This window comes from Pontibacter actiniarum (assembly GCF_003585765.1).
Lineage (GTDB): Bacteria > Bacteroidota > Bacteroidia > Cytophagales > Hymenobacteraceae > Pontibacter > Pontibacter actiniarum.
This window is the reverse complement of the sequence record NZ_CP021235.1, coordinates 4242543-4258731: the sequence shown is the minus strand read 5'-3', so window position 1 is coordinate 4258731 and position 16189 is coordinate 4242543. Positions and strand designations below refer to the sequence as shown.

15 protein-coding genes are annotated in these 16189 nt (G+C 51.9%); 10 read left to right on the top strand and 5 right to left on the bottom strand.

The genetic code is table 11. The annotated features are described in order from the left end of the window. Positions 1-357 precede the first annotated feature (357 nt). Positions 358-453, bottom strand: a complete 96-nt coding sequence (locus tag CA264_RS22520) for a hypothetical protein (protein ID WP_418313997.1) — start codon at positions 451-453, stop codon at positions 358-360. Here CA264_RS22520 and CA264_RS22265 point away from each other — a divergent pair. From CA264_RS22265 to CA264_RS18345, 4 genes are all read left to right on the top strand, one after another. After that, positions 424-714: a hypothetical protein gene (locus tag CA264_RS22265; RefSeq protein WP_237151140.1), complete on the top strand. Its 291-nt coding sequence runs from the start codon at positions 424-426 to the stop codon at positions 712-714. The two genes, CA264_RS22520 and CA264_RS22265, sit on opposite strands and share 30 nt — an antisense overlap. 85 nt (positions 715-799) lie before the next feature. Beyond that, a complete protein-coding gene (ispF, locus tag CA264_RS18355; RefSeq protein WP_036777265.1) occupies positions 800-1285 on the top strand; it encodes a 2-C-methyl-D-erythritol 2,4-cyclodiphosphate synthase in 486 nt (161 codons plus the stop codon). A 108-nt stretch (positions 1286-1393) separates the two neighbouring features. Further along, on the top strand, positions 1394-2950 hold the full coding sequence (locus tag CA264_RS18350) for a M28 family peptidase (protein WP_025608857.1): 1557 nt from the start codon (positions 1394-1396) through the stop codon (positions 2948-2950). 235 nt (positions 2951-3185) lie between these two features. Further along, the gene (locus CA264_RS18345; RefSeq protein ID WP_025608856.1) at positions 3186-4559 is read left to right on the top strand and encodes a LutB/LldF family L-lactate oxidation iron-sulfur protein; all 1374 of its coding nucleotides are present in this window, start codon (positions 3186-3188) and stop codon (positions 4557-4559) included. 165 nt (positions 4560-4724) lie between these two features. On the opposite strand, the gene CA264_RS18340 is transcribed toward CA264_RS18345, so the two are convergent. Beyond that, entirely contained in the window at positions 4725-5936 is a 1212-nt protein-coding gene (locus CA264_RS18340) for an NADH-quinone oxidoreductase subunit D (RefSeq protein ID WP_025608855.1), read from the bottom strand. A 236-nt stretch (positions 5937-6172) separates the two neighbouring features. Between CA264_RS18340 and CA264_RS18335 the strand changes: the two genes are divergently transcribed. From CA264_RS18335 to CA264_RS18315, 5 genes are all read left to right on the top strand, one after another. After that, the gene (locus CA264_RS18335) at positions 6173-7669 is read left to right on the top strand and encodes a P-loop ATPase, Sll1717 family (protein WP_025608854.1); all 1497 of its coding nucleotides are present in this window, start codon (positions 6173-6175) and stop codon (positions 7667-7669) included. Positions 7670-7895: 226 nt separating this feature from the next. Beyond that, positions 7896-8285, top strand: coding sequence for a hypothetical protein (locus CA264_RS18330; RefSeq protein WP_025608853.1), 390 nt, complete (start codon positions 7896-7898; stop codon positions 8283-8285). A gap of 121 nt (positions 8286-8406) precedes the next feature. Then, positions 8407-8646, top strand: coding sequence for a hypothetical protein (locus CA264_RS18325; protein ID WP_157593738.1), 240 nt, complete (start codon positions 8407-8409; stop codon positions 8644-8646). Between the two features lie 120 nt (positions 8647-8766). Continuing rightward, positions 8767-8955, top strand: a complete 189-nt coding sequence (locus CA264_RS18320) for a hypothetical protein (protein WP_025608851.1) — start codon at positions 8767-8769, stop codon at positions 8953-8955. Positions 8956-8957: 2 nt separating this feature from the next. Continuing rightward, entirely contained in the window at positions 8958-9758 is an 801-nt protein-coding gene (locus CA264_RS18315; RefSeq protein ID WP_025608850.1) for an SPFH domain-containing protein, read from the top strand. Between the two features lie 541 nt (positions 9759-10299). On the opposite strand, the gene CA264_RS18310 is transcribed toward CA264_RS18315, so the two are convergent. Next, the gene (locus CA264_RS18310; protein ID WP_025608849.1) at positions 10300-10896 is read right to left on the bottom strand and encodes an NADH-quinone oxidoreductase subunit C; all 597 of its coding nucleotides are present in this window, start codon (positions 10894-10896) and stop codon (positions 10300-10302) included. A gap of 288 nt (positions 10897-11184) precedes the next feature. Between CA264_RS18310 and CA264_RS18305 the strand changes: the two genes are divergently transcribed. Next, a complete protein-coding gene (locus CA264_RS18305) occupies positions 11185-14571 on the top strand; it encodes an ATP-binding protein (protein ID WP_025608848.1) in 3387 nt (1128 codons plus the stop codon). A gap of 56 nt (positions 14572-14627) precedes the next feature. On the opposite strand, the gene nuoB is transcribed toward CA264_RS18305, so the two are convergent. Then, positions 14628-15170, bottom strand: coding sequence for an NADH-quinone oxidoreductase subunit NuoB (gene nuoB / locus CA264_RS18300; protein WP_025608847.1), 543 nt, complete (start codon positions 15168-15170; stop codon positions 14628-14630). Between the two features lie 47 nt (positions 15171-15217). Beyond that, positions 15218-15727: an NADH-quinone oxidoreductase subunit A gene (locus CA264_RS18295; protein ID WP_025608846.1), complete on the bottom strand. Its 510-nt coding sequence runs from the start codon at positions 15725-15727 to the stop codon at positions 15218-15220. Positions 15728-16189: the final 462 nt, after the last annotated feature.

Sequence of the window (16189 nt, the reverse complement as noted above, 5' to 3'; positions counted from 1 at the left end):
TCAACAGTTACTTCCTCTGACGCTTATACTTTCACTCCGCTGCTGGCGCGAGTTTTCCACTCGTGCCTTAACTATGGTATTGAGCCTGTCACTCAACTGGCTTGCAAAGCCACACTTTTTGGCCTCTGCTAACAACCCTACTGGCGCAAGCGTCCGCTTGTGTCTTTGACTGCCTTTGCTTGTACTCCCCCCTGCTAGCGCAAGTCTTCAGACTTGTGACTTGTTATAGTGTCGAGTTTGAAACTCGACTGGCTTGCAAAGCCACAGCTGCTACAGCCTTGACTACCGCTGCTTATACTTATGTAGCTGCTGCTTTTGTATCTTCAGCCAAGCTGTACTTTCTAGTTACTGTTCATCCTACAGCTCCCACACGCCTATCGTTTCAAGCAAACCTGTTTCAGGAGTAGATTTAGCCCAGAAGTGGTGCCAGGACAACAGCTGGTGGAAAACAATCTCGTCTCCGGCAGCCGTTATTCCGACACCTGGCAGCACACCTACTCATCTGGAGCGGCTCCAGTCGCGTTGATGCTGTTTGGCTGTGTCCATAGCGGGCTCTATAAAAGTATAAATAACTCAGCAATAGCTTCTTTTCACCTGCAGGTTGTCAAAAATGCAGGTTGCGGTTATTCTTTTGAAATGATCACCAGGCAAAACAACCGCCTCCTAAGCTACAGCGGCCAGTACGCGTACCAACATCAAAATCCATTGCCTTAGCTATCAACTTAAAACGCAAATAGCTACTTTTACTTTTAAGCTTCTGCTTTAGCAGCAGTAGTACACCATACATACCAATAGCAAAATGAAACTGAAAATAAGAACCGGCTTCGGCTACGATGTGCACCAACTGCAGGAGGGACTCGACTTCTGGCTCGGCGGCATTAAAATACCCCACACCCACGGCGCACTCGGTCACTCCGACGCAGATGTGCTGATCCATGTGATTTGCGATGCCTTGCTGGGCGCGGCCAACATGCGCGACATCGGCTATCATTTCTCCGACAAAGACCCCAAGTATAAGGGCATCGACTCTAAAATACTGTTAAAGGAGGTAGTCGCCCTGCTGGCCCGCGAAGGCTACGAGATCGGCAACATCGACTCTACCATATGCCTGCAGGAGCCGAAGGTTAACCCGCACATCCCGGCCATGAAAACCTGCCTGGCAGAGGTAATGGGCATCCCGGAGGAGGATATCTCCATCAAAGCCACCACCACCGAATACCTGGGCTTTGTGGGCAAGAAAGAGGGCGTGGCCGCTTTCGCAACCGTACTTATCCAGAAACAGTAATATAGCGGAACTGCTGTTTCTGGGCCGCATTAAACCTATGCTGCCTGTGCCCGTCTAACAGGCACCAGTAAACTCAACTAAACCTAAAATACACCTTTAAACTAACCTATGAGACATAATCTCTACGCCTGCGTACTGCTAGCTGCTGTTGGCTACGGCTGTGCCCAGGGCCCCAGCGCCAGCAAACCGACAACCGACACGGCTAAGCTGCGAGAAGCAGCCCCAACCTACGCACAGACCATCACGGCCGCTGACCTTTCCAAGCACCTGCACATTATTGCCTCCGATGCCTACGAAGGACGTAATACAGGCGAAAAAGGCCAGAAAATGGCCGCCGAGTACATTGCCCGCGAGTTTCGCGAGGATGGCCTGATGGGCCCGGTGAAGAGCAACAGCACCAACCCATACTACCAGACCTTTGACCTGGAGAAAAGCACCTGGGGCGAGGGCCACATCACCATCGGCGAGGAAAAATACCTGATGATGCAGGACTTCTTCCCGTATGGCTCCTCTTCCTTTGCCACGGAGCAGTCTGTAGCGGCTGTATATGCCGCCAGCGCCGACGAGGTAGCCACCAAGGACGTACAGGGCAAACTGCTGGTAACGCTGCTGTCTACCCCTGAAGAAATGCAAACCAAGATGCGCGGCTTCTCTGCCGCCGCCGAAAAAGCGGGCGCCAAAGGCGTGGTGTACGTTATGGCCGCGGAGCCTTTCCGCTTGATGTCGGAGCGCTTTTCGCACCGCCTGCAGCAGCCCTCTGTGGCGCGCAAAGGCGGCAGCACCCGTCCTGTAAACCTGATCGCCACACCTTCTGTAGGCGCTTCGCTGCTAGGCACCACTCCTGACAAGCTGATGACCTCGGGCGTACCAACGGCTACGGCGGCTGCCTCTTTCAAGCCTGCCTCTGACGTAAAGGTGCTGACGTCCCGCATCTCTGAGCCACTGCCAACCGAAAACGTGCTGGGCTACGTGGAGGGAACCGACAAGAAAGAGGAGATCGTTGTGGTAACCGCGCATTACGACCACGTAGGCGTAGACGAGTCGCTGGAGGGAGACAAGATATTCAACGGTGCGAACGACGACGGCTCCGGCACGGTGGCCGTGCTGGAGGTGGCAGAGGCGTTTGCCCAGGCCAAGAAAGCCGGGTACGGCCCGCGCCGCAGCATACTCTTCATGACGGTAACCGGCGAGGAGAAAGGCCTCCTGGGCTCCGAGTACTACTCTGAGAACCCGATCTTCCCGCTCGAGAACACGGTGGCTGACGTAAACATCGACATGATCGGCCGCATGGACTATGACCATGAGAAGACCAACGACAGCAACTACATCTACGTGATCGGCGCAGACAAGCTCTCTTCTGAGCTGCACCAGATCAACGAGGAGATGAACGAGAAGTATGTGAACCTGAAGCTCGACTATACTTACAACGACGAGAACGACCCGAACCGCTTCTACTACCGCTCCGACCACTACAACTTCGCCAAGCACGGTATTCCGATTGTGTTCTACTTCAACGGGGTGCACGACGACTACCACCAGCCAAGCGACGAGGTGGAGAAGATTGACTTTGAGAGTGCCGAGAAGGTGGCGCGCCTGGCGTTCCACGTGGCATGGGAGCTCGCCAACCGCGAGAACCGCATCGTGGTAGACAGCAATAAAAAATAAGCTTCTAAGTTAAGCGTTTGTAGGTATGAGTGGGGCAATGCTCGCAGGATGCTGCTGCAAGGGTAATGCATAAGTTGAGGAGTAGTACAATACGCCGCTCCTTAGCCACTTTTAACTATTAACGCTTAACTTATTTAAGGTTTTGCGAAAAACACCCTAACTTTAAGGGTGTTTTTCTTTTATGGGGCACCTGCAGATGCAGCCTTTGCTCCGGAAACACGTAGGGGAGAACAGCATGAGTAAACTAAGACAGTTTCTGCAGGACGCGGAGACAAAAGCATTCGACCAGGGGCACCGCGCCACCATCAAGTTTAACATCGGCAAGTACAATGCCGCTGTGCAGCGTGGCCTCACCCAATACTCCGACCATGAACTGGCCCGGGAACGCGGCTCTTTTATAAAAACCAATACCATCAACAACCTCGATAAGTACCTGATGGAGTTCGAGGCCAACTTTACCGCCCGCGGTGGCAAGGTAATCTGGGCCCGCGATGCGCAGGAGGCTTTAAAGGAGATTGGTGAGATTATGAAGCGCAAGCGCGCCCGCTCGGTAGTGAAGTCCAAATCCATGATCACGGAGGAGATTCACCTGAACGAGTACCTGGAGAAGAACGGCATCGAAACCGTAGAAACCGACCTGGGCGAGTACATTGTGCAGCTGGCGGAACAGCGGCCTTACCATATTGTAACACCGGCCATGCACATGTCTAAAAAGGACATTGCCGACCTGTTTGTGCGAAAGCTGGGCATCCCTCCTACCGAGAATGCCGAAGAGCTGGTAGGCGTGGCCCGTAAGCTGCTGCGCGAGAAGTACACCTCGGCAGAGGTGGGGATTACCGGCGGCAACTTCCTCATCGCGGATGTGGGCGGCGTGGCCGTAACGGAGAATGAGGGCAATGCCCGCCTCTCCACTACGTTCCCGAAAACGCACATCGCCATTGTGGGCATTGAGAAAATGATCCCCTCGATCATGGACCTCGACCTGTTCTGGCCACTGCTGAGCACCAGCGGCACCGGGCAAAATGTAACGGTTTACAACTCCATTTTTACAGGCCCGCGCCAGCCGAAGGAGGCAGATGGCCCGGAGGAGATGTACGTGGTATTGCTCGACAACGGCCGTACCGACCTGCTGGCCCTGCCGGAGAAGCGCGAAGCCCTGAACTGCATTCGCTGCGGTGCCTGCCTTAACGTGTGCCCGGTGTACAAGAACATTGGCGGCCATACGTATGAGACCACCTACAGTGGCCCGATCGGATCGGTAATATCGCCGCACTACAACGGCATGGCCGAGCACAAGCACCTGAGCTTTGCCAGCTCCCTTTGCGGCGCCTGTACCTCCGTTTGCCCGGTTAAGATCAACATCCACAACCTGCTGCTGCTAAACCGCAAGCAGAGCGTGGACCAGGGCATGGCCGACAGCCAGGAAACCACCGCCTTTAAGTTCTGGCTAAAGGCCATGAAGAGCCGAAAGCTGATGAATATAGCACCTGCCAGCGTCAAAAACTTTGTGCTGCGGTATGTGCAGAAAGACACCTGGAGCAAACGCCGGGAGCCGCTGCAAGCACCTAAAAAGTCATTCAATCAGCTCTGGAAAGAGCAACGCGGATAAAACAGAAAAGCCTGCTGATAAAGCAGGCTTTTTTTGTCTGAATCAGGATTTGCAGGATTATAGGATGGGAGAAGATAAGGTATGGCGCAAGCGTCCGCTTGTGCCTTAGAGTAATCATGCAAAAAGGCACAAGCAGACGCCTGTGCCAGAAGCCAAAACGGCACGTTACCTATCCACCTCGCCCAGCACGATATCCACAGAACCGACGATGGCAATTAAATCCGCCACCATACAGCCCCGGCTGATTTCGTGCAGCACCGACAGGTTTACAAAACTTGGGGCGCGGCCTTTGGCCCGGAAAGGCACATCGCTCTTATCAGTCGTGCGGAAGTAGTAGCCTAGCTCGCCTCGTGGGGTTTCTCCCCGGAAGTACAGCTCTTTGCTGCCAGTCATGCGTATCTTTTTCGGGCAGGCGGCCTGCGGGTCAAAGTCAGGCGTGCGTTTATAGTCGCCGGTAAGTCGATCGAGGCACTGGCGGATGATCTTAACAGACTCGCGGCACTCCAGGGCGCGCACATAGTTACGGTCCCAGCAATCGCCGGTAGTGCCGGCCAGCCCCTGCCCTATGGGCACATCAAAGTCCAGTTCTGGGTAAACGCTGTAGCCATCCACGCGGCGCAGGTCGTGCTTTAGGCCTGAGCCACGCAGCATAGGGCCGGAGCAGGCATAGTTTATCGCCACATCCAGCGGCAGCACGCCTACGTTAGCTGTGCGGTCAATAAATATCTTGTTGCTTAAAAGTATCGTATCCAGCTCATCAAGCTTCGGCTGCAGGTATTCTATAAACTCGCGGCAACGCTCCTCAAAGCCAATCGGTAGATCATAGTATAATCCGCCCACCCAGATGTAGTTGTACAGCATCCGGGCACCGCACACCCACTCCAGCAGCCGCTGTATATGCTCCCTGTCGCGCAGCAGCCAAAGGAAAGGCGTGAAAGCGCCGATATCTATCGCATAGGTACCAATGGCTACAAAGTGCGAGGCAATACGGTTTAGCTCTGTTACCAACACACGTATGTACTCCACCCGCTTCGGAATCTGGTCGGTAATACCCATCAGCTTTTCCACGCCCATACACCACACATGCTCCGAGTTCATGGCGGCCAGGTAATCCATGCGGTCTACGTAGGGGATTGTTTGGTTATAGGCCATACTTTCGGCATGCTTCTCGAAGCAGCGGTGCAGGTAGCCAATGTGCGGCACCACCTCCTGTATGATTTCGCCATCGGTTACCACCTCCAGGCGCAGTACACCGTGCGTGCTCGGGTGCTGCGGCCCCATGTTCACAATCATCTCACCGGCCTTCAGCGCATCCTGGCTGAACTTGTTCGGCTCCGACTGCAGCAGGTAGTTTTTATAGATGGTGGACTGGCTCAATTCTGAATTAAAAATGATGAGTTAGAAATCAGATGCAAGGTCGGAAAAAAGGGGGATTTGTGCAGCAAAGGATAAAGCAGGTTTTGTACACTTTCATTAACTCTGGTGAAAAGTTAGCACAGGCATGTTCACTATATGTTCTAAAAAATAATTTTTATTAAATGTTACTTATTTATGTAAGTTTGAGATTCTAATAATCTACAATTTAAAGAAGAGAAATTCTTTAGTATTTTAAAATGAGTGCATTCAGAGAGTTCTATACAAGATTAGGATTGAAGGAAAATCCTTTTGCATCATTTACCACAGAAAATGAAGGCCAACGTTTCTCAAGAACGTTTGTAAAACCTAATGATTATGAAACAATACTTGAGAATTTTTCTCAGAAAAACTCAATCCTTTTAACCGGCGATAGAGGAACTGGTAAGACTGCTTTAATAAAAGATTTTGTTAGTAAGCTGAACAAAGACACTTCTGTAGTAACACATATCGTTGATTTTTCTCACCTTAGTCAAAGATATGAACTAAATGACTTTTACAAATTTGTAATATCAAATTTATCTGTTGCCATTTTTTCTGCACTTGCAGATAAGAGAAGAAGAATATCAAGGCTAGGAAAAGAAGATAAAATCCTGCTATGTTACCTCCTTAAGAACTTTGTTCCACAAATTTCAAAACGTCTGTTAAGAGAACAAATTGAAGAAGTCCAGATACAATGGCTTACAAGAACCTACAAGAAATTTGAAAACTTTGTAAGAGGAGTGTTTAACTACAGTGCAACAGCTGGAGGAGCTTTGATAGATGACTATATTGCAAAGCACTTTACAGGATTGCCACCTTTAACTGAGAGTGTAAAAATTAAAGATTACTTCCCAGAGCTTCCTATCAATATCGAGGAAGAATTTATCGATCAGGAGGTCTCTTATCAGTTGTTAGTTCGTGTATGTAAACTTGCTTCTAAGCTTGACTTTGAAAGAGTATTGGTAGTATTTGATAGGGTAGATGAAGATTCTAGATTTATGAATGACGCAGAATCTATATCAGATTTTATTGTTAAAATACTTACCGATAATAAATTCTTACTTGAAGAAAACTTTCAGGTAATTTTCTCTACTTGGGCAACACCATTTAACTTTATCAAAGATCAGGTACGAACACAAAAGCACTACTGCCCAACATTAACATGGACAACTGAAGACTTAGTTAAAGCACTTAACCAAAGATTACGTGCATATTCAGATAATAGAGTGCATGACTATAGGCAACTTTTTGCCGACACTGTCACACAGGATGAACTTAACCAAGTATTCAAGATTGCCAACAGCAATCCTAGAGACTTATGGCATATATTTAGTGCTTTATTTAAAGCTCAATTTAATTTAGATTCTCAATCTAATAAGATAGAAAGTAGCACAATCCCTATAGCACTAAATCAGTTCGTAACCACTTTTAACTACTACGAATATTACCCTAAGAAATCAAATGCTAGAGCTAATTCAATGGATATTTATTCCTACTCTAAGCATTTATTAAAGCTAGATTCTGAAATATTCACAAAGAATCAGTTAAACGAGAAGGCTCAAACTGGCAGCTCTACGAACAATTATGTCGTGGGGATGGAAAAGATAGGCCTCATTAGCAATGATAATCAACAAGGAGGAGTAGCATATTATAGAATAAAAGACCAAAAAGTGGTGTACGCACTTCAAAATGCACTAGAAATTATAAAGCAGTAAAAGTCCCCCGCTAGTGCGAGCTTGTAGCTTGTAGCTCGTACTTCCCAGAAACAACAGCACGAGCTGCAAGCTCGCGCTAGCCGAAAGAAAAGGATCCCACTAAGCCATGCACCTGCATCTCTAAACACCTCACTGCCGCAAGTTTAGCGGCAGTGGGGCTTATGCAAGCTTATAGCTTGTACTTCCTCACAAAGGGCCGGCAACAACCCATCTAACGCAAAAAACCATGAACACAAAACTATTAATGACCATAAGTGCTGTTACCATGGGTATGGCAGGCGTGGTGTTATCTTTTTTGCCTCAGGAAGTTTCCAGCAGTTTAGGGATGCCTGAAACTGCTGCCGTCATCTTGCAGGTGTTGGGCGCATTATACTTTGGCTTTGCCATGATCAACTGGACAGCTAAAGCAAACCTAATAGGCGGGATTTACAGCAAACCTGTTGCACTTGGCAACCTAGCCCACTTTGTTATCGGTGCCCTCGCGTTGGCTAAACTAACATTTAAGGACCCAAGCCTGAGCTACCTATGGGTGGCAGCACTGGTCTATTCAGTTTTTGCCGTACTTTTTGCCTATGTCTTCTTTACTACACCTGATTTGAAAAGTAAGTACAGTTAGCGGTGGCATTATAGCCCCCGCTAGTGCGAGCTTGCAGCTCGTACTTCCTACCAGAAACAACAGCACTAGCTGCAAGCTCGCGCTAGCGAAAAGCCAGCGAAAGAAAGCTTCTCTCGAAATCATGAACCTGCACCTCAGAACACTCACCCTTCACGATGCCGAGGCCATCGCCAACCTCTCTTCCCAACTGGGCTACCAAGCATCAGCAGAAACAAGAGTATGGCTGCAGGAAATCTTGGAGAGCAAAGACCACTGCGCCTTCGGGGCGGTGCTGGGTGATCAGTTAATCGGCTGTATACACGGGTTTTATACTTTGCGGCTGGAGTCGGGTGCGGGAGTGGGCCTGGCAAAAGGGAGTTAGCCAGGTAAGGGTGCGCTGTAAAACCTAAAGAGCCGACACACATACTTTTACAAAGCAATTGCCTCTAAGGAAGTATAAACACAAAAGGTTTTTACTATATTGTCTTTATAAAATACTTCCATGAAATTCGCTTATATCCTCCTGCTTGGCCTGCTGCTACTGGTCGACGTCCTGACTTTTACCGAGATAGCCTCGTTGGTGCGGCAGCCGTCCGACCTCCAGGTAGGCATTGGCCTAGGGCTGCTGCTAGTGCTGGTGGTAGCCAACTTCTTCGTCATCCGATTTTCCCTTAACAAACTTAGAGCCTAACCATGAACAACGCCCGCCAGCTCCTCACCTGGAGCCTCAGTTTCATCCTTATACTTGTTTTCTCCATCACCGCCATGAAATCCTGCACCCGCATTGATGCAGGCCATGAGGGGATATTGGTAAAGCTCTACGGCACCGACAAAGGCGTGCAGGACGTGAACCTGGTAACCGGCCGCGTGTGGTACAACCCTTTTACCGAGGAGGTCTTCCAGTTTCCGACCTTTGTGCAGACAGTGGATTACCCTGCCTTTACGGTAAACGCCAAAGACGGCTCCGTTTTCACGGTAGACCCAACCATCTCCTTCCGGGTGAGCCCCGGCGAGAGCCCGCGCATCTTCAGCAAGTACCGCAAGGACATTGAGTTGATCACCAAAACCACGCTGTTTAACTACACCCGCGATGCTTTCCGTATCCAGTTTAACCTCTACACCACCGACAGCATCATCTCGAACCGCCAGACTTTTGAGGATAAGGTACAGATCGCTTTAGACAAAGCCCTGCGCAAAGAGGGCTTCGAGCTGGAGCAAATGACCAGCGGACTGCAGTACCCGGATGAGATCGTGCGTGCCGTAAACCTGAAGAACCGTGCCGTACAGCAGGCCCTGCAGGTAGAAAATGAGCTGAAAGTGGCCGAGGCACAGGCCCGCAAAAAAATAGTGGAAGCCGAGGCCGAAGCCCGTGCCAACGAACTGCGCCAGCGCACCCTCACGCCTCTGCTCATCCAGCAACAGTTTATTGAAAAGTGGGACGGCAAAACCCCGCTCTACGGCAACTCCCCCACGTTCTTCAAAAACGTGCAGTAAGCATAGCCACATATAAAGAGAAGCCGCCGGAAGTACAACCGGCGGCTTCTCTTGTTTTGTCGCAGCACCAGGTCCAGCTATCCCTGCCCTTCCTGGGTAGAAAAGGTAGCTTGGTTGAAGATGCAGAAAACAGCAGCCAAACAAGTGTAGCCAACACTATAGCAGGTTTGGCTCTGTGAGCCAGTTGAGTTACAAACTCAACATCATGGTAAGACACGAGTTAAAAACTCGCGCCAGCAGGGGCAAAAGCAATGACTATGAAAGTAAAAACACAGCTAGCAGAGGCAGTCGAAGGCACAAGCGGACGCTTGCGCCAGAAGAGAGTGACAAAAGCATGACTGCAAAAAGTATAGCAGCAGATAGATAAATATGGCTTTGCTAGCCAGTCGAGTTACTGACTTGACACTATGATAAGACACAAGCCTGAAGACGTGCGCCAGCAGAGGTATTCAAGTATAAACAGAGGCAGCCTGAGACACAAGTGGGTCCTTGCGCCAAGAATGTATCATAATAGGGCAGCTCTGCCAGAACAACCACTACCTTACTCCGGCTTCTCGCGCTTGTCCGAGAAAGGCGTTGGCTGCCCTACTATCCACTGCGGCTCTCCTTTAAAACCATTCAGTTCGTTATGCTGATCGAAGGGTACTTTAATGCCGTGGTAGTACTCCTGCAGCTCGTAGTCTTTGCGAAGCGGGTGGCCCTCCCAGTCGGCGGCGCAGAGGATGCGGCGCATATCGGGGTGGTTTGTAAAGTAGATCCCTAACATGTCGAACACCTCGCGCTCATGCCAGTCGGCGGTGCGCCAGATGTGGCTGACGGTAGGTACTTGCGGCATGGGTTGGTCTGCCGTACTGTTGCGCGGCACCTGTACTTTCAGCGTCAGGTGGTGGTCGTAAGGAATGGAGTACAGGTTATAGGCAACCTCCATCGTGCCAGCTTCCGGCCCGTTATCCAAGCCTGTAACGCAGGAGAGGAAGTCAAAGTAGGTCTGTTCGTTGTCGTGCAGTTCCAGGCACACCTCTGCCAGGCGCTCCGGCGCTATCACCAGGTACGGTTGCAAACTATCGGCCTTTTCTGCCTGTATCAGCTCTGCCCCAAACAGCTGTACCAGCAAATCTCTTACTTCTTCGAAAACCACGCGCTATCCTTTTTATCAGGCCGCCAGCCGAAGGGCATTCGCCCTGGCCTGCAGCCCCTTTTAACTATCACCCAAAAATACGCAGAAATTCTAAAGTACAGGCACTGCACCGAGGCCTGCCCGGCACTTTACCGGTTCTCCCTTAGCAAAGCTTTTCTTTCTTTTAGGAAAACACTAATTTCAAGATTATCAATCAGAAGAGAACAATAAGCCCTAAACCCCAGTAGCAGTAGCGGCGGAAGAGCCCGGTTTCGCAGAACCAAGCCTGTCTCCTTACCTCAATAAACAATGGAATCAGAAAGTAAAAGCACAAAAACATATTTCAGAGGTGGTGGCGAGATGGGCGACCTAATCAGGCAGCTGGCTTGGGAGAAGACGCCGCTTGGGCCTGTAGCGGAGTGGCCACAAAGCCTGCGCACGGCTGTCAACATTATGCTGTCCTCTAAAATCCCGATGATGATCCATTGGGGGCCGGAGTTGATCCACTTCTATAACGATGGGTACGCCACCATTATGCAAACGAAACACCCGGGCGCCCTTGGCGAGCCGGCGTACCCGTGGTGGAGCGAGATGTGGGATTTTCTGACGCCAATCTTTGACCAGGTAAAGGCCGGTGAAACAACTTACTTCAAAGACCAGCTGGTGCTGCCAAACAGGAGCGGGTTTATAGAAGAGGCGTACTTTACCTTCTCCCACAGCCCTATTTATAACGAAGAAGGCGATGTAGCGGGCATTTACGCCACTGCCATCGAAACCACCAGCGATGTGGTGAGCCGGCGGCGACTGGCCATGCTGAGCCACTTATCCTCCTACAGCACCCAGATGCGGGAGCCAGCCGCTGCCTGCCAGGCCGTGAGCGATTCGCTGGCCACCAACCCCGAGGATGTTCCGTTTGCGCTGGTTTACCTGCTGGACGAAACCGGTGAAAAAGCGACCCTGGCAGGCATCACAGGAATAACAGCCGGAAAGAAAGAAAGCCCGGAAGTTGTAGACCTGCAAGAGGATGACGCCGCCTGCCCCTGGCCTTTGGCGCAGGCTACAAAAGCAGGTGCGCCAGTGCTGGTGACAGACCTACAGGAGCGGCTGGGCACACTAACTGCCGGTGCCTGGCCTGAGCCGCTAAAGCAGGCCATGGTGCTACCTATTACCAAAGTAGGGCAAAACGCCACCAGCTTACCCTATGCCATACTGGTGGCAGGCATTAGCCCGCGCAGGCAGGTAGACGAAGCGTACAGTTCCTTCTATACTCTGGTGGCTAACCACATCGGGCGGACCATTGCCAACGCCAAGGCTTACGAGGAAGAACGAAGACGGACCGAGGCCTTAGCCGCCCTGGACAAAGCCAAAACCGACTTCTTCCAGAATATCAGCCACGAGTTCCGCACGCCGCTTACCCTGATGCTGGGCCCGCTAGGCGATTTAATCGAGTCGGGTTTGCCTCAGGAGGCGCAGGAGCAGCTGGTGATGGTAGAGCGCAACGGCAAGCGCCTGCTAAAGCTGGTAAACAACCTGCTCAGCTATGCACAGGCAGAGGCCGGTCGCCTTAAGGCACAGTTTCAGCCGGTGGAGATTGCACAGGTAACACGCGACCTGAGCTCCTACTTCCGTTCGGCTATTGAGTCGGCGGGCCTGGTCTTTCACGTGAACCTCACACCTGTTACAGCGCCCGTGTACCTGGATGCGGATATGTGGGAGGGCATCATCTTTAACCTACTCTCCAACGCACTTAAGTTTACCTTCAAGGGCCAGATAAGCCTAACCCTGCAGCAGCAGAACGAGCAGGTGATTTTAACGGTGGCTGATACCGGCGTAGGTGTTCCTGCCGAAGAAGTACCCAGGCTTTTCTCACGTTTCCACCGCATAGCGGGTACCCATGGGCGCTCGCACGAGGGCTCCGGCATTGGCCTGGCACTGGTGCAGGAGCTGGTAAAACTGCACGGAGGCACCGTACGTGTAGCCAGTGCCCTAGGCGAAGGCACAACCTTTACAGTTACGATCCCAACAGGCAAAAGCCACTTGCCCGCTGCTTTGCTGGCCCCTTCCACAGCTGCAGCCGCTGACAGCCAGCCTCAACCACAAGCCCCCGGTAACTATGGGAGTAGCTTTGGGGCAGGCGCTGGCCTTACGTACCAATACAGCGCAGCATCTGACACGGCCAACGTCCGGTATGCACCGGAGGCAGAAGACGCTCCGGAGCACCCGCTGATACTGGTGGTGGACGATAACGAGGACATGCTGCATTACCTGAAGCGGGTGCTTGGGCAGGACTACCGGGTGCAAACAGCCGCTAACGGTGCCGCTGCCTGGAAGCTTATTCTGCAGAGCCATCCGGCGCTTGTTATTTCGGACGTCATGATGCCGGAGGTGGACGGCTTTGAACTGCTGGAACAGATCAGGTCTGATGAGCGCACAAGGCTACAGCCTGTAATGCTGCTGTCTGCCAGGGCTGGCGAGGAGGCACGTGCCGAGGGAATGGAGCACGGGGCTGACGACTACCTGGTGAAACCGTTTAAGACACGCGAGCTAAAGGCGCGCGTAAAGGCGAACCTAGAGCTTGCCCAGCTGCGGAGCAAACTGACGGCGGTAGTTACAAGTATGGCCGAAGGCTTTGCGGTGCTCGACCACCACTTGCGCTTTACCTTCACAAATGCCCGGGTGCTACGCCTTCTGGGCAAAGAGGGGGCGCACGTAAACGGCCAACTGCTGGAGAATGTGGTGCCAACGAGCGTGTTTAAAGCCCTTAAGGCACGAATCGCCCTTTCGCAGAAGGATGAGCTGACGCGTACATTTGAGTTTCTGGAGAAAGGAAGGAACCGCTGGCTGGAGGTACGCATCCACCCGCTTGCCGAAGGAACCGCCTTTCTTCTCACCGACATCACCTTCCGTAAGAAAGCCAAAAGCAGCCTGGAGCATACGCTGGAGGAGACAGCAAGCCGCAACACGGCGCTGATGAAGGTTAACGAAACGCTGGATAACTTCGTGAACATTGCAGCACACGACCTAAAGTCTCCCATCAACAACCTAAAAAGTTTACTGGAGCTCCACCAGCGGGAGTCGGACCCGGCAATGCAGCGGGCAAGCATCTCCAGGATTGAGACTTCTGTGAAGAAGCTGGACCTGACAGTTACCGGTTTGCTGAGCATTGTGCAGTTTCAGGCAAAAGGCGACCGCGGCACCCACGAGATTAAGTTTGAGGAGCTGTTTCGGGAGTTACAGGAAGAGTTTGCAGAAGAGCTACAGGCACAGAACGGGCAATTGGCCGCCGATTTCTACGAAGCGGAGTCTATTGTTTACATAGAGGCTTACCTGGTCAGCATCATCCGGAACGTGGTGCAGAACGCGCTCAAGTATAAATCGCCCACCAGGCCGCCTATTATCCACCTGCACACCGAGCGCGACCACGACACGGTACTGCTACGGGTATCGGACAACGGCATCGGCATTGATCTGGAGCGCTACGGGCACCACCTGTTTAAGCCGTTTAAACGCTTTACAAAAGCTGCAGAGGGCAACGGCCTGGGGCTGTACCTGGTAAAAAACATGGTGGAGCGAAACGGTGGCAGCCTGGAGGTGGAGAGTCGGCTGGCACAAGGCACCACTCTTAAGATATACCTGAAGGAATACGCCAGAACAGCTGTGCAGCCTACGTCAGCCCCCGAGGATCTGGCACTTTAAGCAAAAAGGCCTGTGGTTAGATAAACCACAGGCCTTTTTACAAGTATGAGTTGCGATTAAGCTTTGTCAGCATCTGCCACAGGTTGCCCCTGTTGCGCGCGTTTGGCCATGATCTGCTGTACAGCCCTCGGTGCACGCACCGTCTCCTTCCGGATGATCTCCTGCAGCTGCAAAAAGCCACCGATCAGCGCCTCCGGCCTTGGCGGGCAACCCGGCACATACACATCCACCGGTATAATCCTGTCCACCCCTTTCACCACATGGTAGCCGTGCTCCCAGTACGGTCCGCCGCAGTTAGAGCAGCTGCCCATCGAGATGACATAGCGCGGCTCCGGCATCTGCTCGTACAGGCGGCGCACGCGGTCGGCCATCTTAAAGGTAACCGTACCCGCCACGATCATCACATCCGACTGCCTTGGAGAAGCCCTGGGAATAATGCCGAACCGGTCCAGGTCATAGCCCGACGCGTAGGCCCCCATCATCTCAATAGCGCAGCAAGCCAGGCCGAAGCCCATCGGGAACAGCGAAGTCAGCCGCGCCCAGTTAAGCAAGTCGTCCAGCTTGGTTATTACAACACCGCCCTCTCCTGTCTTGTCCACTTTGTAGAATTAAGAATGATGAATTAAAAATTATGAATGGCCGTACTTTATACTTCTGAGTTGCCACCTGCTTTGCCTTTGGCCTCGTGGCGGGCGTTTACCTGCTGGTACACATCCATCGGTATTTTAGAGCGGCTCTGCGGAAGCACAGGCTTGGGCTTGATCCAGTCGAGGTGGCCTTTGGCCCAGGCATACGCCAGCCCCAGCACCAGCACCCCGATAAAGATAAACATCTCCACCAGGGAGAACCATCCCCACAACCCGTCGGTAGCCTCTATCAGTTCCCTGCGGCCAAACACCGTTGCCCACGGAAACAGGAAGGCCAGCTCTACATCAAAAATGATAAAGATAAGCGCCACCACGTAGAAGCGCGGGTTAAACTGCACCCATGCATTGCCTATCGGCTCCTCCCCCGACTCATAAGTCGCCAGTTTCTCCGCATTCGGGTTGCTGGGGCGAAGCAGCCTGCTGGTGAGCAAACCGATCACCACAAAAATGGCCCCGCCTACCAGGAAGAGTAAAATCGTACCGAAGTCTGATGTATAGTTTTCTGCCATTGTACTGCAGCTGTTTATGCAAAATTACGATAAAATATGAGATATGGCCGCATGCCCGGACGCGCACAAGAGTTGTAAATACAGAATGGCGCGGCTTACACGCTCCCCCCTGCTGGCGCGAGTTTTCAACTCGTGCCTTACTATGATGTTGAGTCTGTGACCCAACTGGCTTGCAAAGCCATACTTCCCGTTATTGCTTTCTACAACTTTCCTGGCGCAAGCGTCCGCTTGTGCCTCCAACTGCCTTGGCTATACTTGCTGCCACTGCTTTCCGCATCTTCAACCAGGCTATTCTTTCTAGCTGCCACTTATCCTCCAGCTCCCACTCACCTATCGTTTCAATTTATACTTTGGAGCGCTCAACCCAAGGACTGGGATCAATTCCAGTAGCCACTGTTTTTGCTATAGAACCTTTTGTTGTTCTTACTTCAGCCCCTCCTTTGACAAGGCGCTAGCGGCTAC